The following is a 22,689-nucleotide window of genomic DNA, read 5'->3' as shown; positions in this document are numbered from 1 at the left end:
CTACAGATGATCGCACGGTCTGTAGCGGCGCAATTTATTGCGCGACTTTATCCGTCAATGGCGCGGAATATCAAACGACTCAGCAGCTTTGCCGCTGGTGGTGGGCTCTGGCAAATCCGCTTCCACGTTAAACTTCTGCAACACCAACGCATGGATCTTCTCCAGCGACACATTGGCGGTTTCCGGTAAGTAACGGAAAGTGAAGAAGTACATGCCGAGTGAGAAAATCGCGAACAGCAGCAGCGGGAAGCCACCGTGGAACATATCCAGCAACATCGGGCTGCTGTTCATGATCGGGAAGGTACTGCTGATGACAAAGTTCGCCATCGACATCGCACAGATGGAAATCCCAACGCAAATCGAACGAATCTCGGTTGGGAACACTTCGCCCAGCACCGTCCAGACAATCTGGCCCCACGTCATACCGAAGAAAATCATGTACGCGAACAAGCCAACCACCGCCAGCATGCCCGGCAGATGGTAATAGAAGGCGATAAATGAGTAGGTTAGACATACGCACGAGGTGATCGCGCCCAGCAACAGCAGCTTACGACGACCGACTTTATCAATCAGCATCATGCCTGCCAGCACGCCGATAAACTGACAGATCGACAGCCAGAAAGTCTGCAACAGCGCGGAATCAGTGCTGCCCGCCACGTTTTTCAGCAGCGTTGGGCCAAAGTACTGAATCACGTTGATGCCGCTGATCTGATTGCCGACGGCTAAGCCAATGCCGACAATCAACAGCGGCCAGGTGGTTTTATCCAGGCGCAAACGCGCTTTGTGCTGCTGCGCGGTTTTATCCGAGAACGAGTGTTTGATCTCGTTGAACACGCTCTCGGCATGTTCGCGGTTAGAAATTTTGGTCAAGGTATCCAGCGCTTCATCATATTTGCCTTTCAGCACGTTCCAGCGCGGTGATTCCGGGATAAAGGCGATGAACAGGATAAACAGCGCGCACGGTACCAGTGCGGTGGCGAGGATGTAGCGCCAACCCATATTGATCATCACGTCCGGCAAGGTGGATTTGGTGATGAAGTAGTTGGTCAGCAGCACTACAGATTGTCCGCCAACACAGCACACCGCATACAGCGCCGAGGTGCGACCGCGAAATTTAGACGGCGACAGTTCGGCCAGGTAGATCGGTGAAATCACCGATGCTAAACCAATCGCCAACCCGCCAATCATGCGGAAGATAACAAACACGGTGAAGTTATGGGCGATGGCGGTGCCGACTACGGAAACGGTGAACAACAGCGCGGTAATCGCGAGGGATTTTTTGCGGCCTAACTTATCGCTCAAGCGTGGCGCCATAAAGCAACCGATCAAACTGCCGAGCAGAATATTGGAAACCGCCCAACCGGTTTCGGCTGGCGTGAGCTGGAAATATTCACTTAAAGGTTCGATGGCGCCCGAGATAATTGAAGAGTCATATCCCATCAGCAGACCGCCAAATGCCGCAACGGTACAGCAGAGAATGACATACTTCATGTTGTAGCGTTTTTGCCTGGTATCCATTGTTATAGCCCCTTGTCTCTACGGCCTGAACGTTACGTGTCCAGAAAGAGGGATGGTGTAGGTTTCGATGTTCAACTTTTATGCACGAGAGGTCTTCGTTGTGGAATATATGTTCTAAATGATGGTTTTTGGATCATTTTTTCCGAAAAGTGTGAAGGGGATTGCGAAAATTGCGCTTTTGGCTGACAAGCTTGTATTGATAGCTCAATGAATTGATAGGTTTTTCATCAGTGCGATTGGTAAGGATATTGCAGAACTTGCTTTTTGCTGATCTTTCTATGAAATTTTTATTCTGATAATGATGGGGTTTTTGTTTTTCATTTCAGCGTCTTCAACATGTCGGGCGCGTTTCATTTTTTAGCGGGCAGCGGGCATAATACGTTGATTCTCAGCACCTCTTTGCGGACGCCGTAATGAAAACGCAGCGCATCACGTTGGACGATATTGCTACCCTCGCGGGCGTCACCAAAATGACGGTCAGCCGCTATTTGCGCACGCCAGAATTGGTTAAAGCGGCCACGGCGGAAAAAATTGCCAGCGTGATCGCCGAAATCGGTTACGTCGCGGATAGCGACAACGCTGGCGCGAGCAAGCAAAATCCACCGCGCATCGGCGTGCTGGTACCTTCTTTTCACAATCAAATCTTTGCCGATCTGCTGGCGGGCATTGAGTCGGTGACCAGCGCGCAGGGCTACCAAACGCTGGTGGTCAATTACGACTACAACGCGCAGCGCGAAGAGGAGCAGATCGCCACGGTGCTGGCCTTCAACATCAAAGGGCTGATTCTGACTGAATCGGTCCACACCGTACGTGCAGAAAAATACCTCAATGCCGCCACCATCCCGATTGCCGAAGTGATGGGACTGACCGAGGCGCGTGGCCGCATCAATGTGGGTTTTGATAACTATCGCGCCGGATACGATATGACCGCGATGTTGCTGGCGAGCGGTAAGCAGCGCGTTATCTATTTCGGTTCGATGTCGGATCATCGCGATGAACAGCGTTACTCCGGTTATCGCGCTGCCGTAGAAGCCGCGGGATTGCCCGCCGGGCGCATTGTGCCTAACAAGGTTTCTTCGGTATCGATTGGCACTGGCATGATGACGCTGGCGCGCCAGCTTTATCCAGAGATGGATGCGATTCTGTGCACCAACGACGATCTGGCGGTCGGCGTATTACAAGAGTGCCAGGCGGCGGGTATCGCTGTGCCGCAATCCATGGCGATTGCCGGTTTTCACGGTTTGGATATCGGCCAGGCGACCACACCGCGCTTAGCCAGCGTGGTCACACCGCGCTTCGAAATGGGCAAAGTGGCGACCGAAATCATCCTGAAAAAGCTCAACCAGCAACCGACAATCGAGCAGGTTAATCTGCATTACCGCTTGTCGATGGGGGCGAGTATTTAGCGTGGTATCTAGCTATTGAATTGGAAGGTCACCATAAATGGCGACCCTACAAATACTGGGTGCGGTTTTCGTAGGGTCGCCATTTATGGTGACCGAATCGTGCTTAACTGCTGGGGATTACGCCCGATCCAACCCAACAATCGCCAGCAGCAGCTGGCTTTGTGTGGCATAAAAACCAAACCCATCATGCTCAACGCAATGCGCGGTAAACGCCGGCAGCCAACTCATCAGCAGCGCCAGCGCTTTTTCCCGCAAGGCTAAACAACTGGCAAGATTGGTCGAATCTTCACTCACGGCAAAACTCAGATGGCTCAACAGTTCGAGACAAATCGCCAGATGATCTTCCGGCTCACGAAAGCCCTGATCGCGCTCCAATCCAGCTTGTAGCAGCAATATCTGCATCTCTGCACAGGCCGCCTGATTGAAACGCGTTTGGTCGGGCTGATAGCAGGAAGCGTAGGGCAGCGCCGCATTGTTTTGCGACATCAGGAACAGGCCGGCAAAATCTGCCGCCAATTCCAGACGCGCGTCACGGCGCAACGCTAATGCCGCCATGCTGTTGCGCGCCGCCAACACGCCCGCTTGCAAGGTAGGCTGCTGCGCCAGATGCTCGAACCACCGCGCCACGTCCTGGCTTTGCAACTGCGCTAACTGCGCGTCATCCAGTTCGCGGGCAAACAACCCAGCGAACCAGCTATACAAGCAAGCATAATGCTGCGCGCTTAAATGCCCTGGCGTCATGCCGCACCCACTTCATCCGGTTTGGGGATGTAATCACATTTTGCGATCATCTCAGTCGGGCCAGTGAAAGCGGTGACTGGCGCAATATTGCCCTGATATTTCTCGATATTCACAATCGCCGTGTGCGCGCTGGTGGCCTGCGCCAGTTGTGAGGAACCGATATCCAGCGTTAGCACATTCGGATTGCCATATAGACACAGCGCGCCGATTTCACCACCACGATCCGGGTTGTACCATGCGCCTTCATGGATGCGAATCACGCCCGGCGTGTAACGATCGCTGACTACCGCGCCCGCCAGCACCTGACCGCGTGCATTGAATACGCGCACCACATCGCCGCTACGAATGCCGCGTGCTGCTGCATCCTGTGGGCTGAGATACACCGGCTCTTTGCCCGCCACGCTGTACTGCGCGCGCAATGTTTCCGATTCACACAGCTGCGAGTGCAAACGGAAATCGGGATGTACCGACTGCAAATGCAGCGGATAGCGCGCCGATCCCGGCCCGCCGTGCGAACGCTCGGTTTTTTCAAACCACATTGGATGGCCCTGACAATCGGCGTATTGCAGATCGGCAATGCTCTTCGAGTAGATTTCGATTAAGCCGCTCGGCGTGCCTAAAGGTTCCAGATCGGGATCGTTGCGGAACGCTTGATGGCGGACAAACAGCTTTGGATCCGCAAACTCAACATATCCGCTATCGTTCCAGAAGGCGTCGAAAGCGGGCAGGTGCAAGCCGCGGCCTTTGCCCTGTTTCACGCCATCCTGATAAATCCGCTTCAGCCAGCCCATCTCATCCAATCCTTCGGTGAAGGCCTGTTCGCGGTCAAAGCGGCGACAGAGATCGCGGAAAATATCGAAGTCGTTACGCGCCTCAAACTGCGGCGGCACGATCTGCTTCATGCCAATCAAACCGCGATTCGACAGATTGCCGAATTGGTCGATGTCGTTGCGCTCAAATTGCGTGGTGGCAGGCAGCACGATATCGGCGAAGCGGCAGGTGGCGGTCCACTGATTATCAATCGACACCACGGTTTCCAGCGTCTGCCAACCTTCAATGATACGGTTGGTTTGCTGATGGCGATGGAACGGGTTGGTGCCAGCAAACACGCACATCTTTAACTGTGGCAGCGTGACCTGTTTGCCGTTCCAGTTAATCACTTTGCCTGGTTCCAGCATCGCATCAACGAAACGCGCGATGGGAATGGTGCTGCTGGAGCCTTTGAAATCAGTGCTGGCGTGACGCGGCGGCGTGGTAGTTGAACTTGAGAAGCCACTGAGAATCACGCCATTGCGCGTTGGGGTTCCGGCACCGTTGTAATGCCAGCCAAAACCAAAACCGCCGCCCGGCAAACCCATTTGTCCCAGCATCGCCGCTAACACCACCACCATCCACGCCCATTGTTCGCCATGCTGCATGCGCTGCACACACCAACCGGCAATGATTTGACTGCGATCGGCGGCTAACTGGCGGGCTAACGCGCGAATGGTGTCGGCATCAATACCGGTTAAGTTCGCCGCCCACGCGGCGTCTTTTGGCTGGCCGTCGTTATCGCCGTTGAGATACGGCAAGAACTGCTCAAACCCCACGCAATAGGTGCTGAGGAAGGCGCTGTCATGCAGCTTTTCGCTGTAGAGCGTATGTGCCAGCGCCAGCAACAGCGGCACATCCGTTTGCGGATGCAGCGCGATATGCTGCACCTTTTCGCGGCCTAAAAATTCATGCGTGCTGGAAACCACCGGATCAACGCTTATCACGCGGATTTCGCCGCTCGCCACTTTCTCTTTCAACTGCGCGTAATAGCCGTAGACATCGTGATCCGGACACCACCAGTTAGCCTGCTGGTTTTTCACCATGTCAGAACCCCACAGCACGATGGTTTTGCTGTTTTCCAGCACCAGCGGCCACGAGGTTTGCTGTTCATACACTTCCATCGAACCGACTACGCGCGGCAAAATCACCTGCGCCGCACCGGTAGAATAATCACCGCCGCTGCCCACGGATGCGCCATGCAGCGCCAGTGCGCGGCTTAACATGCCACCCGCATTATGGAACATGCCGGTGGATTGCCAGCCGCTGCTGCTCAGTAACGCGCTTGGGCCGTAGCTGGTCTGCACGCGTTCCAGCTCCTGATAAAACAGGTCCAGCGCTTCATCCCAAGTGACGCGCACAAAGCGGTTATCGCCACGTTGGCGCGTATCGCTGAGATGACGTTTGCGCAGCCAATCTACGCGCACCATCGGATAGCGCACGCGCGCGGTGCCGTGCACGTGATCGGGCAATCCAGCGATGATTTTGCTGGGAAATTTGTCCTGCTCAAACGGCGTGGCTTTGACAAAGCGACCATCAACCACGGTGGCGCGAATCGCGCCCCAATGCGATCCGGTGAGAATGCCTTGTGGCGCGTTAGCTGCCGCCTGCACCTGACGTGGCACCAACAGCGATGGCGCAACCATGCCCAAGGCACTCAATCCACCCAGCTGAACCAGGAAGCGGCGGCGTGAAGTGTTAAACGACTCAGAATTTTTCATGCTCGCGTCCTTAATGTGGCTGCTGCGCGCCGCCGGTATCGGAGGCATTCAATTGGAGATATTTCAGCAAGGTGCGCTCTTCGCGCTTGTCCAGACTGGTGAAACCAATCATGCCGTTAAGCGTGCCGATCCAGCCGTTGGCATCGAAATGCGCTTTATCCGGCGCGCCGTGACATTGATTGCAGGTGCCGCTATACAGCGCGCTGGCATAAGCCCAAATCGGTTTGCTGTCGTTAACCATGTCGCCTTTTTGCATCCACGCGGTGGTTTGCAGCTTGCTCCACTCCACTTGCGTGGCGGCAACGGTGGTGGTTTCCAGTGTTTTGGCGTTCTTTTGCAGATCGTCGCGGATAGAGGAAACGAAGATGCGTTTGCCCGGCAGCAGCGATAGCACGCGCTGGCGGCCTTGGGTTTCTGTCCAGCCGGTGATCTGCACTTGCAGCCAATCGCCGTCACGTTTCATCACTTGCACTTCGGAAGCTGGCAACAGTGAACCCGCAGGCGCGTTGTCAGTTTTGTTGGCAAAGATTGGCTTCATATCCAGCGTGAACAAGGTATCGCCGCTGCTATTGGCGTCCGCGTTTTTGCGCATCTCTTCAAACTGTTTGCGGAATCCGCTGCTCATATCAGGCAGTTGGTGAGTGATGCCTTTGTGGCAATCAATGCAGGAACGATTTTCCAGCGCGGCGGCGCTCATCTGGCGCGCGGCTTCAGGTTTCTGCCGCGTGTGATCCATCGCGTCGTAATTGTGGCAACCGCGACACACCGCCGAGTTGCTCTCTTTCATGCGCTTCCACTCGCGTTCGGCAAGAATCAGGCGCTTGGCTTCAAACTTCTCTGGCGTATCAATCGAACGCGCGATCAGAGCCTGATAGAGATCATTACTTGCTTCCAGCTTGCGCTTTAGCATGCCCGGAATATCGCGTGGGATGTGGCAATCGCGGCACTCGGCACGCACGCCCGATGGATTTTTAAAGTGGGTAGACTGTTTGTATTCCTTATAGGGCTGCTGCATGCCGTGGCAGCTAATACAAAATTCAGTCGAACTGGTGAGTTTGATCCCGGTATGCGGCACCACAATAATCGCCAAGCCAATGACGATCCCGACCAGCAGGATCGCCAGCACCGACCAGCGTGCGCTGGGGCGGCGTAATCTCTTTAAGAGTGATTTCATTGTTATAACCCTGGTGTTGGAGCGGTAATACGCGGCAATTTTAGGGATGAGATGTGAACAAGGTCAGCGGTCGCTATGAACAGGATGAGGCGACATATGAACAGTTATGAACAACAGGGAGAGAAAATGATGCATCACATGGTGATCGTGGAAAGCGATAAAGCAATACAAATGCAGATGCGGGATTACTTTGCGCAGCGCGGGTATCGCGTCTCGCTGGCCGCTAATGGCGCGGACTTGCGTGAGCAGATGTTGTTACAGCCGATTGACTTAGTGCTGCTGGATATCCATCTGCCGGGCGAAAACGGTTTGCAGCTCACACGCGCACTGCGTGAACGTGGCGCGGTGGGGATTATTCTGGTGACCGAGCGTAATGAGCCGATTGATCGTATTGTCGGTTTGGAAATGGGCGCTGATGATTACGTCAGCAAACCGCTGGATTTGCGCGAGCTGGAAGTGCGGGTAAAGAACCTGCTGTGGCGCATCGATCTGGCACGCCACGCGCCGCCGCTCGCGGAAGAGAACAGTTATCTGTTTGCGGGTTACAGCCTGAATATTGCGCGTCACACGCTAATGCATGAAGGCAGCACGATAAAACTGACACGTGCCGAATATGAAATGCTGGTGGCGTTTGTCACTAATCCCGGCCAGATCTTCAGCCGTGAACGGTTGCTGCGCATGCTGACATCGCATCGCGTCGATCAACCCGATGTGCGCACCATTGATGTGCTGATTCGCCGCCTGCGACGAAAGTTACACCGCGAACTGTTTGTCACGCGCCACGGCGAAGGCTATTTGCTGGCTGCTGAGGTTTGCTAGAAAAGTCCGCCATTCACCTCGTTAATTCCCCACGCCTTGCCTCTGTTATTACCTGTTCCTGTTAGTTCTTTACAACTCTTCAGCTGCGATGCGGCGAACCGTCAGTAAAAATTCCTGCGCGCTGGTTTCCCAAAGCTTGGGTGAAAAATCAGATTCATAGCGCTTATCAAACACGCTTTCCAACTGCTGACCATGTGCCGCGATAAAGGCATCCACTTCGATGACTAGATCGTTTAGCGTTTCCGGTAATGCCAATCTTTTGTAAAACCCAAGAATGCCTGTAATCGAGGTTTCGCCATCATTGATCAAGTCTGCATCTTGATTGAAATGGCAGAAAATTAGCTGGTCCAGGTTGGGGTAATTTTGCATTGGATACCTTCCAGTCGAACTTGTAAGCAGGACTTACAGGTTGCGTAATGTTCAGACTTATTAGCCGAGTTAGGTACATTTAGGCGGGAAAACGAAAGAAATGCGAGGAAGTGGCGGAAGATCACAGGAGTAGGGTTTTTAGGTCAAGTTATTGTTATTTATAAATTTTACTTTTTGTTGTAATTGGATTTATACATGATTTTATACACGGTAAATCTTCTTGGCAATTTACCAAATGCTCCGCATATCACCCCATTAGTAGCCAAAAATGATTTTGCATGAAAGTGTTCACACTGTTCACTTTCTATTTTTTTTATTTAAATTCAATTGTTTATATAGTGAATGGTCTAAGAATTGATGTTCACACGTATACACTGTGGGTGATCACCCCAACCTAATGAAATAACAGGCTTAACCCTGTATGCATGAATTAAGCAATTAGGCGCTACAAGCTTGCAATGGACAGCTATTTGCCAGTGGCAAATATTGCAAAGCCATTTTAGACTTATCAGCCGTGAAGATATTTTTAGTCTGCCGGTTTTTATTTCCAGACACTTTTTAAGAATTTCTTTAATCAATTATCTATATTTCTTACAGCGTCATATTATTCAGAAACTCATGAGGTTATTTGCTTTTTTAATTCTATTAGTCAGCTATCTGAAATCTTCATAAGGCGTTTAATGAAGAGTGAGATAAGTGAAAGTGTTTTGATTGATAAAGAACAGATTAATAGACTTTTTGAAGGATATAACTATAGAAGCCAGAATGAATATCATTCTGGCTTTTGAATTATTCAACCAATAAGTTTTCAATAAACTCAATGCTACCTGTAATCACCTTCAACTGGTCACCGAATGTTTCATTAAAAACTGTTCTACTCTCCGACTCAGGAACGCTATTAAACTCTTCTTCCGACATGTACTCTGTATTAATTGCCACATAGAATGGGAAAATAGCTTTTACTTTATAGGTGTCTGGTAGATTTAAAATCCCCATTAGTTCACTTCTTGACTCGATCTTATTATCTCTAACTCGTTCATAGTTCACTTCATCTTTAACCTTGAGAAATACAAGTATTGCAACCCCAATTTGAAATTCCCATCTTAATTCTTCAGGTGCTGCTGCAAGGACAAGCATTTGTAGAGCATAGCACCTCTCATAATCACGTAGTGAACATCCGTTTCCTCTGATAAGCGTTTTAAGACAGTCAAATGCCATTTTCTTTTCATTGTTTTTATTATCTAATGCTGTCTGTATTTTATCTGCATAGATGTCAATGACGTGATTATTTTGCAGCAATCGATTATAGGCGGGCAAGTTAAACCAAAAATGGATGAACTTATTCAAATAAGTATTTGCGTCAATATCACCGTAAGTCTTTTTTATTATACTCAAATGTTGCTTCTTATTTGTTGCAAGAATGAAAAATATATTCTTACTGTTAAATATATGTTTTACACGTTCAAGTAGTTCTAAGGAATAATTTGGTCTCGCCCTGTCAAGTTCGTCAATAATGAAAATTAATTTTTTCTCTTCGGCAATTTCAGAAAGAACTTTTTTAAAGTGTTCAATGGTTTTTTCTTCTTGCTCTGCACCCTTAAGTTTTTCTTCAATATAGGATTCTATAGGGTTTGAAATTGCATCTGATACACTTTCGCTAATATCTTCAATATCCGAACCTTTGACTAAGCCTAATGTAAGTGCTCCAACTCCAATTTTTGCCGCTGCTCTGAGCACTACACCGCCCATTTTTTTTGTTGCTTCAAGGTATCTTTTCTTAAGATCATTATCTTCAACCAAGGCATATAATTTAGCTGATAGGGCAACAAAGGGATCACTCTGGAAATCGTTTTGAAATGCGTCAAAGTAAACTACTTTGAATTCATCATTCTTAATTATTTCACCTTCCCACATTTTTAAAAATGTAGTTTTCCCACTCCCCCAACTATCATCCAAAGCGATGACAAGGCTTTCATCTTCAGATTTTCTTATGATATTTTCAAGTTTTTCACTTAGAGGTTTTCGATTAAAAATATCATTTGTTCTGCTGAAACCGTCACTGTAATCAACCAAAGGCATCGTTAACTTCATTGGTAGCTCCTAATAAATTATCGCATTGCATCTTTCTCGATTACACAGATGCTTCCATTCTTGCTAAAACAACCTTCAACTTTTCCCTATTGAGAACGTTTAAAGGGTTGTTTGTTGAATTTAAAATCTCATTAAAAAAATCACGACAGTCTAAAGTTACAATGATTTCTAACTCTTTTTCACCATTATAAGTGTCGTACTTGCAAGTTACGGGAACTTTAAGATTCACCATTTTAGAATAGATCTCAAATTGTTCATCCAGAGATAATGGTTTCACTTCATAATTAATAGGTAAAATAAATCTCTCACTGGATTTTCTTTCTATTTTTAATGGGAATGAGTTCGGGCTTGACTGGTTCTTATCTTTTATATGGATAATTCCCAATGTTTTCTTGATGTTATCAAGGTTAACCTTAATTAAGGTTATTGGATGATCGGTTTCATTATAGGCCAAAAAGGTATAATTGAAATTTATTGATGAAATACCTATGCCGCTAAATGATTGCAATCCATATTGCACTTGCTTGCATTCAATGTTAAAGGCATTTTTTTCATTAACTTCATTTTTTAACCTTTCATCTTTCCAAATGCGATAGCTTGCCGACACAACAACTATAACAATAATAAAACATATAAATATAGGAGTGAGCTTTTCGTATCTATGCAATGGTTCAAAAAGGTTTTTTGTTAATGCGTATCCAATTGATAAAATCACGGCAATTATAATTGATTTAATTGATGCGACTAACTCAACTAACTCCTTCACTGCTTTTGCCAATAGCTTGATGTATGTCCAAAAGTACATTCTTAGTCCTTAATCTGAAAGGTAGGTTATTCAAATCATATAGAATCATACTATGATTTTAACGCACCTTACCATCAATCCGGCCATACTTATTGGTGATCCTGAAAGCATCTTCAATGTACACAGACTTATCGACTATGAGTTCTAAATGATGTGAATAGACTTATAATACCCAATAAAAAGTTTGGAAGGATGCAATTTTTGATATTCTGAAACAACCATCCATATCAGGTTCATGCGTTGTACACAACTGCCCTTTTTGGCAATATGGCCTTATTCGAATTGATACATACAGGATACTGCTGGTAATACCCGCAGATTGCTCAGTGCGGACATTGGCAGAATTTATTCATTGAGTTAAATTTAAAAAACCGGCCTGAGCCGGTTTATATGTAGTGAATCATCACGCGCGGCATGCGGGCAGCCAATCTGACTCGCTGTCCTCATGCAGTGTTAAGTTGGTTTGTATGCCGTTATTCGTTCGTCGCTTTAATAGTACGCGCTCGTATTCTTTCAGTGTTTGCGGCACCGCCTGGCCGAAAGCCGTCAGGCTAAGCGGGTGCTGATGGCCGCGCGACTCCATAAACGACAGATAAGCATGGTAGAGGTAGCGCTTCGGGTTAATCGGGCGAATGTTGGCGTTACCGATAAACAGCCCGTTAGGCGTGCTCAGCGGCATCAGATAGCCGCAGAAATCGACCAGCGGATCGGCTTGTCGCTTTATCTCCAGCGCTTCGCCGGATGACTGCTGCGCCTGCAGCAGCTCGCGCGCTTCATCGGGTGACGCGAAGCGCTGCATCAGATGACGAACAATGACGGCCAGCTCGTTGCTGATTTTATCCAGTAGCTGCGGATCGCGCTCTTTCGCCGGTATCACTTCCGGGAAAGTCAGGATAACCCGGCGACGCGACACGCCTCCGCTGCGATCGCTGAAACGCATCGGATTATTGTTTACCGCCAAAATCACCGCCGGAATATGCGTTGAATACGCATCGCGATACTTGGGATCGATGGCTACCGCATCACCGCCGGTAATCGCCTTAATACCCGCGCCGTCGCCACTCCATTTTTCCTGATCGGGCAGAATAATCAGCGAAAATCCGACCACGCTGGCGCGTTCGCGCGATGATTCCAGTGTGTCGATGGTGGCGGACGTGGTGTTATCTCGGCCAGCGAGTAGCGTGGCGATCGACGCTAAAACGCTTTTCCCGCTTCCACCTGGACCAGTTACCTCAAGGAACATCTGCCAGTCGTAGCGGTTTGCCAGCACCATAAATAACGCCGCGAGGATGCGCTCCTGCTTCTCGTCATTGTGTCCGGCCGCCCGCGTTAACCAGCGGTAGAAGTTAGGCGCGTGGTCTGCGAGATTTTCACCGGGGCGCGGCGCAGAGTAATCAACGCTGTTTACCGTGCGCAGCCAGTTCTCACGGCGGTGCGGGCTGAATGTGCCGTTGGTCGTATCAAATACCCCATTTCGGAAACCAATCAGGCGGCGCGCCGGTTCGCCCATTTGCGGCACCATTAGCTTGAGCGTATCGAGCACGCTGCCAATTCCGGCCGCTGAAAACGGTGCGCGCACCTTCTGAAACAGCGCGGCGATCTCGCGGCGCAGCGTCTGCACCGGCATCACCTGCCACGCGCCGTTCTCATAACGGCAGATTTCCTCCCCGACGGGCGGCACAGCCAGCGCCTGCCCGTAGTGATCGACCAGCAGTTCCGCCTTTTCGCTGGCGCTCATGGCTTTAAGGTCGGCTTCGCTCACCGACTCAAACGGGCTTGGTTTATGGGGCTGAGTAAAGGCGGTGAGTAGCGCCTGCGTCGTGATGTCGCCCTGTGCCTGCCAGACGTCGTTCCAGTCGCCGGTTTCCGGCGGTAAAGCGGCCTTGCCCTTACAGGCTTTCGCGGCTTCCTCAGCCTTTAGCTGGCCTGTGCCGTTGTCGTCGCGATCGGCGGCAATCAGCATCAGCGCATCTGAATGGGTTTTGCGTAGCTGCGCGGCAAGCGCCGGCAGATTATTGGCGCTGAGCGCCACATAAACCGGCTGCCCGGTCAGGCGCTGAACCGTCAGGCCGGTTGCATAACCTTCGGTGAGCCACAGCGTTTTGCCGTCAGGCTCGCCTGCAAGATGATAAGCGCCTTTCACCTGTCCGCCGGGCAGGGTGCGCTTGTCGCCAGCGGCGCTGATTAGCTGGATGTTAACGGCGTTGCCACTTTCATCGGTTAGCGGCACAACCAGATCGCCAGCCGCAAAACTGATACCGCCACAACGCAGACCGGCAGCCAGCGTTAACGCTTCGGTGCTGTGCAGCCCTTTCGATAAAAGGTAGGCGTTATCCGTGCGGCTGACGGCGGCGGCGATCAGCTTCTGCGCCCGTGCGGCGGCCTCAGATTGTGCGACTGCTTTATCCACTGTGTTCACCGGCGCTATAGATACCGGTGGCAGCGCGCCGAGCATATCGGCGATTTTGATTGCCGCCTCTCTGGCGCTGACGTCAAGCGCCTTCTCAACCAGATTCAGGCCGTCACCGGCTCCGCACTGGTTGCAGTGCCACGTCCCGCGACCGTCCTGATTGTCAAAGCGGAAACGATCTTTGCCGCCGCAAACCGGGCATGCGCCATGTCTGCCGTTAGTGTTAATACTGATGCCGAGCGCGGGCAGCAGTTGCGGCCAATATCCGGCGGCCGCTTTTACCGTGTCAGAGACTATGTGTTTCATCTGCTCGAGCTCCCTCAGTGCAACGTGGCGCGGCGAGTAGCGGCAAGCTGGCTGCAAAACAGCTCATCCATCATGGTTGCGCCAAGTCGGGTCAGGCGCGGCGGCGCGGTCAGCAGATCAGGTTCAACCATATCGCCCAGCATGGTGCATGCCATTTCCATTCCGGCTTCTGCGCCATGGCGACGCACGTAAAATCCTTCCAGCTCGAGCGCGATAGTCATCTGTAGTTCGTCGAGCGTTGCCGCAACGGTGATGCCCAGCGTTTTGCAGGCGTTGAGATAACCCTGCGCCAGCGCACGACGGTAAACGGCAGTACGGACTTCAACAGGTAAGCAGGAATTATTAGAGTTCATCAGGGCGAGCCTCCGTGGCAAGAATCAGGGAATCACAGGTTTCAACGACTTTACCGAGCTGATCGGTGAGAAGGGCAACGACAGAAGCCAGCGCGGCGCTGTCTGGTACGCAGCTTTGAGCGCTGAGTCAATGAACGGAATCGAACATATCAAGCACTGTTACGCCGACGGAATGAGCATGCAGCAGGCGTAGATAATCGGCGTGTGGAATTGAATAGGTGCTATTGCTATTGCTATTGCTGTTGGTGCGAGCGGCAAGAGTATTCATGCAGCCACCGCCTGTACTGGCACGCGGCCAGCGAAGCACAGGACATAGTCACGAACGAAATTGGCGCGGGCTGTGCGCTCGTCTTCTGCCGCAAAGCGCAGCATACAAGGACGGGCAGCGCGATCGGTGCGGCGCACGGCGGCGAAAATAAAGGTGAATTTGGGGCGAGCAATAGTAAGAACCGTTGCCATAGTGGCAATCTCCTTGAAGTAGCGGTTAACGCCACCACCGGAGTTCTCACGCTCTGGTGGCGACCCGAACGGGGGTGAGAAACCGGCCTTCAAGGAAACCGGCCAGCCCGAAGGCTGCCCCGCCCGGATCACCATTACTCGGATGCAGCTACGGCATAAGAACCGCAACGCAAAAGAAAGGTGCACGAGGGCATAGACACAAAAAAAGACGCATGGCGCGTCTGGTGTCGCCTTGAAGAAGCTCGGGTTCTCACGCCCGGCTGCCGATTTTGCGACAGCGGGGAAACTGTATAACGGTCGCTCGCCAGAGAAAAGGCTTTTTTCGTTCATCTGGACGTTTTCCCTAGCAATCGGTCAGGACTTGATCGGACTGCTGCGGATTTGATCGGCGTTTGCTGTCAGCTTTACCCGTTATGTGATTTCTTGACTGAGCTTTGTTGCCCAGAACCGAAATATGGCCGTGCATCCCGCTGTTAAAAGAAGGTGAGGTTGGTGGTTTATTACTGAGCGCGCTTGTAAGGCTTTCTGCTATGAAGGTTGCTTCATCTTTGGTCAACGGGAATGAGCGTGTGTCGAAATTGAGTGTGATCATGCTGCACCCCCTGCGCGCTGTGCGATACGCGACTGCATCCAGCCATCAATTTCAGAGGCCAGCCATGCAACGTTTTTACCACCAAGGGAAATCTGCGACGGAAACTGCTCACGGCTGATTAAGTCATAAATAGTTGAGCGGGAAAGGCCGCAGGTGTTGATCACTTCTGGTAGGCGCATGAAGCGATCACGGGGGTAAGAGACGTTGCCAGCTAAAGACGTCATTGGGGTTGGAATAGGGGAAACGGCATGCATGGTGTTACCTCATAATGAGTCCGGTCGGTGCTGCCCGGTTCCGGGTGTGTCTTCAGGTAACTCGCTATTTTGAGAATATTTTATCTAATGTAAACAACCCCCTGCTTGCTGATAAATGAGCAAAAAATAAGCTCTGTTCTATCCTGTTACACCCTGTTTGCTAGGGGGTGCCAAACGTTGCTTTTTAATATCTAACGGTAATTGAAATTGCCAAATTTATAGGAATAAATTCTATAAACAGCTAGCCAGAGAAAGGCTGTTATTTGAAAGACGGTGAAGACCAGTGAATACTGAGTGAAGACTTAACATGTAACTGTTCACCTCTTTAATTATTGTATTTATTATCTTTTTTACTTTAGTGAACAGTAGTGAATAGTTTTATAAGAACTAAAAGTCTTTAAGGAGTGATCCAGTCTCAATTTTTGGTTTGTTTGCTGAGCGACAGGCGGAAAGCAATGAAATGATTTGTCCGTTGGTGCACGACAGAATGTCTTCATCCTTTACAGACGATGCGAGACGACGATGAGCAATGCAGAAAACAAACCAGCCTCACTGATTCGATTTGAGAAAGCGCGAGCGGGACACACTGCGCAGATGACAGAATTTAATGGTGTTGTCGCTAACATCACTCGTTGCGAAAAAGAGCGTCAGGCCGCTCTAGAGGCGGGCAAGGAAGCAGAGAGCAACTGGCGCACTAATTTTCGAAAACTGCGCGGTAATCTCACTGAGGAACTTCGCGCCGAACATACTCAGCGCATCGCCAACCGCGAGCTGGCCGATGAGTTTGCAGGGTTGTTGAAAGAACTGGAGTTGGATAAGCAATACGCCATGCTGTGCTGCTGTACCAGCGGTAAGGAATTAATCGAGTCACACAGTACAGCTTTTACGGAATTCGCGGATGCACACTGGCAGTCGGCGCTGCGCAACGTCAGCCCGTCGTTGCTTTGGGCGATTAAGCTACGCATACAGCGTGAAAAAATCTCACCGACCTTTACCGGGGACGATCGCGATACTATCCGCGACGTTGCCGGGGTTGTGGGGGAAGCTCTGACGCGAGCTGCTGCGGCGTTACCTGAAAGTATTTTGCGCGAGGCTCCACTGCTGGAAAATATTGGTCTGTACCGGCCTGCGCTGACAGGTGTTGATATGGGACTCTACAATTCATTTTCGCGCCGCCAGAGACTTGGCACAACTATTCGAGAGCAACGCGCTAAACTGCAGGGGGAAGTAAAGAAATGATGCACTGCCCCTTCTGCAAAAGCCCGGCGCATGCGAAATCCAGCCGCTATATGTCAGAGCAGGTAAAAGAGCGTTATCACCAGTGCACGAATCTGGATTGCTCATGCACGTTTAAGACGAACGAAAGCATCACGAAAGTCATTACTTCGCCGCCACCGCCGGAAACAATTGAGGAAGTTGCGCCGATGCCGGTTAAAGAACGACAGACGTTAGGCCGATACGGCTCAGCATTTCGAATCACTCATTAATCTTCGCAGCCGCTGATTACACAGCGGCTTTTTTGTGTCTGCTATTCGCCGTTTGGAGCCTTTTTTCTGGCAAGCCGGTTTATAAAGAGCCGTGCATGCATAGAGTGCATGGATTCGCATGCAAAACCATGCGTCAGCGGGATGCGTTGAGGCCAGACAGGGCGCGGATTCAATAGCTTTATGCACCTGCATGAAAAGCGGTGCATAAAGCGGGCAGGCGTGGCGGGGATAGCATTGCGCGCGAATGAAAAATGTAGTTTGATAACCAAAGCATTTTGTACTTGGTGCTAGGATTGCATCAAATGTCGAAACTGGGGATTAAATGAAAGTAGAATATTTGGTCACTATTGAATTAAAAAATTCATTTTGTAAAACGAAAAAATCTTTTTTGAATTTTCTTCAGTCGGATTCTGATATAACGCTTTCTGGTAAAAAAGCTAAGTATAAAGGAAATGAGTTCGATATTGATGTGGTTGAGGAAAGCACACCTTCAGAAAAATACAAAATATTTAATCTTAAATTGGCAAGTTCTTCTGAAGACTTGGGGTTGTTTTCTGCTTTTTTGAGAGTTATAAGGGGTTTGCTTAATTTGGCATCAAATAACAACATTCAGACGTTATGGGATGATGTCAGTTATAGCTATTCGCGTAAAGCATACCCAATTATTCATGAGCTAGAAAATCTCATGAGAAAGTTAATTACAAAATTTATGCTAACAAACGTGGGTTTGGGGTGGTCTGAAACGGCAATTCCAGATGAACTTAAAAAAATCAGAAGAGATAAAAAACAGCAAGGTTCAAATAACTATTTATATGATGCTGATTTTATACAGTTATCTACATTTCTTTTTGATTCGTATAGAACTCAAGATTTAGATGGGCTTATACGTAAAATAAAAAATCACGATGGAGATTCTATACCCATAGATGACGTTAGAGACTTTATACCAAAGTCAAACTGGCAGCGTTATTTTCAAAAACATGTAGATTGTGAAGAGAGCCTACTCAAATCGAGGTGGGAAAAGTTATATTTAATTAGATGTAAGGTTGCACATAATAACTTCTTCGAAAGAAATGATTTCGATATATTAATGGAAATGAGCAGTGAAATTAAGCCCATTATTGAAGGGGCAATATCTTCCTTAGAGAAGATTACAGTGCCGGAAGAGGAAAGGGAAGAGCTGGCAGAAAATGCTGCAGTAAGTACAAACTACAAAGTTGGAGAATTTTTGTTAAGTTGGCGAGCTTTAGAAAAAAGGATCAAAGATCTTGCTGTTAAAGCTGGGATACCTAAAGAAAGAGGTTATTTAAGTATCATATCCCTTTCACGAGATCTTAGAGAAAGACAGCTTATCGATGAGGCTATATATGATTCGATTGTTAATTTATCTCATGTTAGAAATGTAATAGTACATTCTCAAGGATTTGAACTGAATGAGTATGATTTGGAATATTACATTCAGAATCTCAAAGGGATAATAAATAACATTTAGTTTTGAACGGTGGTTACAGACCACCATTCAAAAGAAAGTCGCTAAACCATTGCATCATTTTTTTCCGATCTTCGTAATACTGAGCATGATTATATATCGCGCGAATTTTATTTTTATCTACGTGCGCTAATTGCATTTCAACCCAAGCGCTATCATATCCTTTCTCATGTAGAATTGTTGACATTGTATGCCTAAATCCATGTCCTGTAGCTCGCCCTTTATAGCCCAGTAACTCAATAACTTGCGTGACACTTTCTTTGGAGATAGGTTTGCTGCGGTTATTTCTACCAATAAAAATATAAGGATAATGGCCGGTAATAGGCATTAGCTGCTTGAAAAGTTCAATCACCTGCGTGGAAAGAGGCACAATGTGAGGCCTGCGCATTTTCATTCGTTCAGCAGGAATTTCCCATATACCCTTTTCAAGATCAACCTCATCCCAAGTTGCAAAACGCATTTCCTGTGTTCTTACACCAGTTAACATTACAATCTTTGTCGCATTCTTAGTAATGTTGCTCCCAGTGTACGCTTCCAGATCCCTTACAAAATGACGTAATTCATCAGCAGATAGATAAGGGTGGTTCTTTTGCTTAGGCACTGCCAGCGCGATAGCCAAATCAGGAGCTGGATTGTACTCAGCTCTACCCGTGATGATCGCATAACGAAAAACCTCGCCGCAGCGCTGACGCACCTTACGCGTTTTCTCTAGCGCACCACGCTTTTCAATACGGCGAAGCACCTCAAGCAATTCCATCGGTTTAATTTCCGATATAGGGCGACTGCCAATAAATGGAAACACATCTTGCTCAAAGGTCTTAATGATCTCCTCGCGATAAGCCACCGTCCAACGATCAGCCTTATTCGTATGCCATTCACGGCTAATGGCTTCGAATGAGTTCTCCGTGGAGATTTTAAGCGCCAACTTTTGAGCCTTGCGCTCCTCAACTGGATCAATGCCATTAGCTACCTGCTTGCGCGCCACATCGCGCTTCTCTCTCGCCTCAGCAAGTGAAACGAGACTGTATGAGCCAAACGACATCAGCTTAGCTTTGTCGTTGAAGCGATAGCGAAAGCGCCAGCCTTTACTGCCATCCGGATTGATGAGTAAAGCCAGCCCGAGGCCGTCGCTGAGGGTGTAAGGCTTTTCTTGAGGTTTTGCGCGTCGAATTTGTATGTCTGTAAGAGCCATGTGTATAAGTCTAAAGTGTGTATAAAAATTCTATACGCATCACTATACACATTTGTCGTGGATTCTGGCAGATGCTGTAGGACTCATACGGACAGGTAAAATGCTAATATGGCTGTTTTTAAAAGGAATTTAAGATTTTATCGGAAGGCTGCGGAAGTGTAGTGGCGGAAGATCACAGGAGTCGAACCTGCCCGGGACCGCTGGCGGCCCCAACCGGATTTGAAGTCCGGCCGCCTCACCGGAGACGACGATCTTCCTCACAGGAAGCTGGCGGATTATAGCGGGATGCGCAAATAGCGGCTAGGAATACTCACTTACGCGTTCAGTTAAATTGATCTCATACGACAAAACGCCGCAGGGTCGCCATTTATGGTGACTGATTCGCGCTGAACTTATCGCCATTTTCTACAGTTGGTCTTGATGTGGCTAAGTGATGGCTGGATTTGGCAGGTTATCAGTGGTTTTATCAGATAGGATAAGATATTAATCTTGATAGTTATGGCTTGATCTGTCCCTCACCCCAACCCTCTCCCGCGTACGGGAGAGGGGGCCGATAGTGCAAAGCTGGGGCTGAATGCAAGCTTACATCGACCCTCGATCGGTTCCCTCGCCCGCGTGCGGGAGAGGGCTAGGGTGAGGGGAAAACGCACCACACTCAACTGGAATCCACCATGCCGCAGCCCGTTTACTTCCTCGTTCTTCCTGGTGTGATGGCGCTGGATCTCACCGGTCCGGCGGAAACGCTGCAACTTGCCGACGGTCACTTTTCGCTGCATTACATCGGGCCGCAATCCAGCGTGCTGGCATCAACCGGTATGACCATCGCCGAGATCGCGCCTTTGCCCGCCGAACTGCCCGAAAACTGCCTGCTGGTGGTGCCCGGCGTACTTAACTCCAAAGTCTGGTTTGATACCGCACCGGCCGCACAAGCGCGTGACTGGTTGCGCCAGCAACAAGCGGTCATAAATGCCAAACGCATCACTTTGGTGTGCATCTGCTCTGGCGCATTGCTGTCTGCGCAGGCCGGATTGCTGGATGGCATTCAGTGCACCACCCATCACGATGTGTTGCCGCGTTTGAAAGCGGCCGCGCCCGCAGCGTTAGTGAAAGATAACCGCGTGTTTGTCGAAGATGGTGGCATCTGGACCAGTGCCGGGATTACCGCCGGAATTGATTTGGCACTGCATCTGATCAACCGCTTATGCGGCGCGGCACAGGCGCTGAGAGTGGCGCGCGAAATGGTGGTGTGGTTCCGCCGTTCGGGTGACGATCCGCAACTGTCGCCGTGGCTGCGTTATCGCAATCATATGCATCCGGCGATTCACCGCGCGCAGGATGTGATGATTGCCCATCCCGAACACGATTGGTCGTTAACGGCGTTAGCCGAGCGCGCGCACGTTAGCGAGCGCCATCTGACGCGGCTGTTTCGCCAGCATCTGGGTATCAGCGTGCGCGAATATCACGAACAGCTGCGTTTAGTGATTGCGCGCCAGCGCCAGCAGCAGGGCGAAGCGGCGGAGAAAGCGGCGCTGGCGGCGGGATTTTCTTCGGCGCGCCAGCTACGTCGGGCGCATCAGCGCTGGGACGATCAGCTCACCAAGTGATGCTTATCCACGCGTTTCAGCAGCATCGCCAGCCCTAAACTGCCGATCAGCGTCACGCCAAATACCCACGGCAAATCGAGCCACGGTCGCGCCATGTCATCGTAATGATGGGTGCGCAGGAAGTGGATGAATAAGGCGTGGAAGCCGTAGATCGGCAACGAGTAGCGCGAAATGGTGGCTAAGCCGGGCAGCGTGCACTGATTCAGGCTGTTCTTCGCCAGCAGCAACAAACTGATGGCGGCGATAAACACCAGCGGACCGCAGTAGAGATACCAGGTATCGTTGAACGCGCCGTTAATTTTCAGCATCTGTTTGGTGCCAAGCGCGATGCCAATTACGCAGGCGATAAAGCCCAATCCCGCTAGCCAGCTAATGCCACGTTTATCGGTTTCCATGCAGCCAATCGCACGACCGAGCAGCGCATACAGCAGGTAATAAATGGTGTCGCCACTGACATACAGATTCACCGGCAGCCAGTGAAACGGCCCCAGCGATTGACTGACGGTATTCGGATTCGCCAGCACCGCCAGCACCATCACCAACATCGCCACATAACGCGGTGCGACGCTTTTCACCTGAATCAGCGGCGACAGCAGATAGATGCCGATGATGGCGAAGAAGAACCACAGATGATAGAACACCGGCTTTTGCAGCAGCTTCAGCAGTGAACGTCCTTCGCTGATCGGCGTTAGCCAGGTGATATAGGCCAGCGCCACCGCGCTGTAAAACAGCAAACACAGCACGATGCGTAGCAGATGCCGCCCTTGCGCGCTGCGTTCGCCGAAGAACAGGTAGCCGGAAATCATAAAGAACAGCGGCACACACACGCGTGATGCTGAATTGAGCAGGTTCGCCACGTCCCAACTCATGCCGGTTACCGCCATCGGTCCGGTGATGTACCAAGTGGTGGTGTGAATGACGATCACCATCAGGCAGGCGATGGCGCGGAGATTATCGATCCAGTGAATTTTTTGCTGCATGGCTTCCTCTTGCATTCGCTGTGCAAGAGGTTAGCCATCTGGCGGCGCGCCAACAACCTTTGGTGATGGAATTCGGAGCTCTCTGTTATGGAGGTCACCCTAAATGGCG

Annotated in this window: 20 protein-coding genes, 1 tRNA gene and 1 pseudogene; 6 read left to right on the top strand and 16 right to left on the bottom strand. The window is 50.0% G+C overall.

The window, feature by feature from the left end; translation table 11 throughout:
• Positions 1–54: 54 nt before the first annotated feature.
• Entirely contained in the window at positions 55–1,518 is a 1,464-nt protein-coding gene (locus ACPUC7_RS15155) for a sugar porter family MFS transporter (RefSeq protein ID WP_494923542.1), read from the bottom strand.
• A 413-nt stretch (positions 1,519–1,931) separates the two neighbouring features.
• On the opposite strand from ACPUC7_RS15155, the gene ACPUC7_RS15150 reads away from it, so the two are divergent.
• Positions 1,932–2,924 (top strand): LacI family DNA-binding transcriptional regulator, encoded by a 993-nt coding sequence (locus tag ACPUC7_RS15150; protein ID WP_494923541.1) that lies wholly within the window; start codon positions 1,932–1,934, stop codon positions 2,922–2,924.
• Positions 2,925–3,041: 117 nt separating this feature from the next.
• Here the strand turns inward: ACPUC7_RS15150 and torD are convergent, their stop codons facing one another.
• Genes torD through torC form a run of 3 tightly spaced genes read right to left on the bottom strand, consistent with a single transcriptional unit; the run spans position 3,042 to position 7,370 of the window.
• On the bottom strand, positions 3,042–3,665 hold the full coding sequence (torD, locus tag ACPUC7_RS15145) for a molecular chaperone TorD (RefSeq protein ID WP_494923540.1): 624 nt from the start codon (positions 3,663–3,665) through the stop codon (positions 3,042–3,044).
• Positions 3,662–6,196, bottom strand: a complete 2,535-nt coding sequence (torA, locus tag ACPUC7_RS15140) for a trimethylamine-N-oxide reductase TorA (protein WP_494923539.1) — start codon at positions 6,194–6,196, stop codon at positions 3,662–3,664. Before torA ends, torD begins: the two co-directional genes overlap by 4 nt.
• A 10-nt stretch (positions 6,197–6,206) precedes the next feature.
• Complete coding sequence (gene torC, locus ACPUC7_RS15135) at positions 6,207–7,370, bottom strand: pentaheme c-type cytochrome TorC (RefSeq protein WP_494923538.1); 1,164 nt, start codon at positions 7,368–7,370, stop codon at positions 6,207–6,209.
• A gap of 126 nt (positions 7,371–7,496) precedes the next feature.
• Between torC and torR the strand changes: the two genes are divergently transcribed.
• Complete coding sequence (torR, locus tag ACPUC7_RS15130; RefSeq protein WP_494923605.1) at positions 7,497–8,189, top strand: two-component system response regulator TorR; 693 nt, start codon at positions 7,497–7,499, stop codon at positions 8,187–8,189.
• Positions 8,190–8,258: 69 nt separating this feature from the next.
• Here torR and ACPUC7_RS15125 read toward each other — a convergent pair whose 3' ends face one another.
• From ACPUC7_RS15125 to ACPUC7_RS15085, 9 genes and pseudogenes are all read right to left on the bottom strand, one after another.
• Positions 8,259–8,558, bottom strand: coding sequence for a contact-dependent growth inhibition system immunity protein (locus ACPUC7_RS15125; protein ID WP_494923537.1), 300 nt, complete (start codon positions 8,556–8,558; stop codon positions 8,259–8,261).
• A gap of 789 nt (positions 8,559–9,347) precedes the next feature.
• Positions 9,348–10,649, bottom strand: coding sequence for a KAP family P-loop NTPase fold protein (locus tag ACPUC7_RS15120; protein WP_494923536.1), 1,302 nt, complete (start codon positions 10,647–10,649; stop codon positions 9,348–9,350).
• A 40-nt stretch (positions 10,650–10,689) separates the two neighbouring features.
• The gene (locus tag ACPUC7_RS15115; protein WP_494923535.1) at positions 10,690–11,454 is read right to left on the bottom strand and encodes a hypothetical protein; all 765 of its coding nucleotides are present in this window, start codon (positions 11,452–11,454) and stop codon (positions 10,690–10,692) included.
• 403 nt (positions 11,455–11,857) lie between these two features.
• Positions 11,858–14,170 (bottom strand): primase-like DNA-binding domain-containing protein, encoded by a 2,313-nt coding sequence (locus tag ACPUC7_RS15110; protein WP_494923534.1) that lies wholly within the window; start codon positions 14,168–14,170, stop codon positions 11,858–11,860.
• Between the two features lie 14 nt (positions 14,171–14,184).
• Positions 14,185–14,523, bottom strand: a complete 339-nt coding sequence (locus tag ACPUC7_RS15105) for a DUF5375 family protein (RefSeq protein WP_494923533.1) — start codon at positions 14,521–14,523, stop codon at positions 14,185–14,187.
• A pseudogene (locus ACPUC7_RS15100) lies at positions 14,513–14,791 on the bottom strand (hypothetical protein). Before ACPUC7_RS15100 ends, ACPUC7_RS15105 begins: the two are co-directional and overlap by 11 nt.
• Entirely contained in the window at positions 14,788–15,312 is a 525-nt protein-coding gene (locus tag ACPUC7_RS15095; RefSeq protein ID WP_494923532.1) for a host cell division inhibitor Icd-like protein, read from the bottom strand. The pseudogene ACPUC7_RS15100 and the gene ACPUC7_RS15095 overlap by 4 nt, the downstream one beginning before the upstream one ends.
• A gap of 13 nt (positions 15,313–15,325) precedes the next feature.
• Positions 15,326–15,574 carry a hypothetical protein gene (locus ACPUC7_RS15090; RefSeq protein WP_494923531.1) on the bottom strand — a complete coding sequence of 83 codons (249 nt, stop codon included), beginning with the start codon at positions 15,572–15,574 and terminating at the stop codon, positions 15,326–15,328.
• Positions 15,571–15,828, bottom strand: coding sequence for a helix-turn-helix transcriptional regulator (locus tag ACPUC7_RS15085; protein ID WP_494923530.1), 258 nt, complete (start codon positions 15,826–15,828; stop codon positions 15,571–15,573). The genes ACPUC7_RS15090 and ACPUC7_RS15085 overlap by 4 nt, the downstream gene beginning before the upstream one ends.
• 522 nt (positions 15,829–16,350) lie before the next feature.
• Here ACPUC7_RS15085 and sid point away from each other — a divergent pair.
• From sid to ACPUC7_RS15070, 3 genes are all read left to right on the top strand, one after another.
• Entirely contained in the window at positions 16,351–17,067 is a 717-nt protein-coding gene (gene sid / locus ACPUC7_RS15080) for a capsid size-determining scaffold Sid (protein ID WP_494923529.1), read from the top strand.
• A complete protein-coding gene (locus ACPUC7_RS15075) occupies positions 17,064–17,315 on the top strand; it encodes an ogr/Delta-like zinc finger family protein (RefSeq protein ID WP_494923528.1) in 252 nt (83 codons plus the stop codon). The genes sid and ACPUC7_RS15075 overlap by 4 nt, the downstream gene beginning before the upstream one ends.
• Positions 17,316–17,637: 322 nt before the next feature.
• Positions 17,638–18,807 carry a hypothetical protein gene (locus ACPUC7_RS15070; protein WP_494923527.1) on the top strand — a complete coding sequence of 390 codons (1,170 nt, stop codon included), beginning with the start codon at positions 17,638–17,640 and terminating at the stop codon, positions 18,805–18,807.
• Between the two features lie 13 nt (positions 18,808–18,820).
• On the opposite strand, the gene ACPUC7_RS15065 is transcribed toward ACPUC7_RS15070, so the two are convergent.
• Positions 18,821–19,996: a tyrosine-type recombinase/integrase gene (locus ACPUC7_RS15065; protein WP_494923526.1), complete on the bottom strand. Its 1,176-nt coding sequence runs from the start codon at positions 19,994–19,996 to the stop codon at positions 18,821–18,823.
• Between the two features lie 162 nt (positions 19,997–20,158).
• Positions 20,159–20,253: transfer RNA gene (locus ACPUC7_RS15060), tRNA-Sec, on the bottom strand.
• Positions 20,254–20,667: 414 nt separating this feature from the next.
• Between ACPUC7_RS15060 and ACPUC7_RS15055 the strand changes: the two genes are divergently transcribed.
• On the top strand, positions 20,668–21,600 hold the full coding sequence (locus ACPUC7_RS15055; protein ID WP_494923525.1) for a GlxA family transcriptional regulator: 933 nt from the start codon (positions 20,668–20,670) through the stop codon (positions 21,598–21,600).
• Here ACPUC7_RS15055 and ACPUC7_RS15050 read toward each other — a convergent pair.
• Positions 21,585–22,580 carry an acyltransferase gene (locus tag ACPUC7_RS15050; protein WP_494923524.1) on the bottom strand — a complete coding sequence of 332 codons (996 nt, stop codon included), beginning with the start codon at positions 22,578–22,580 and terminating at the stop codon, positions 21,585–21,587. The genes ACPUC7_RS15055 and ACPUC7_RS15050 overlap by 16 nt on opposite strands.
• Positions 22,581–22,689: the final 109 nt, after the last annotated feature.

The sequence above is a fragment of the Pantoea sp. CFCC18179 genome (assembly GCF_059412405.1).
Note: the sequence above shows the minus strand (reverse complement) of the source record. Positions and strands in the feature narration are given on the sequence as shown.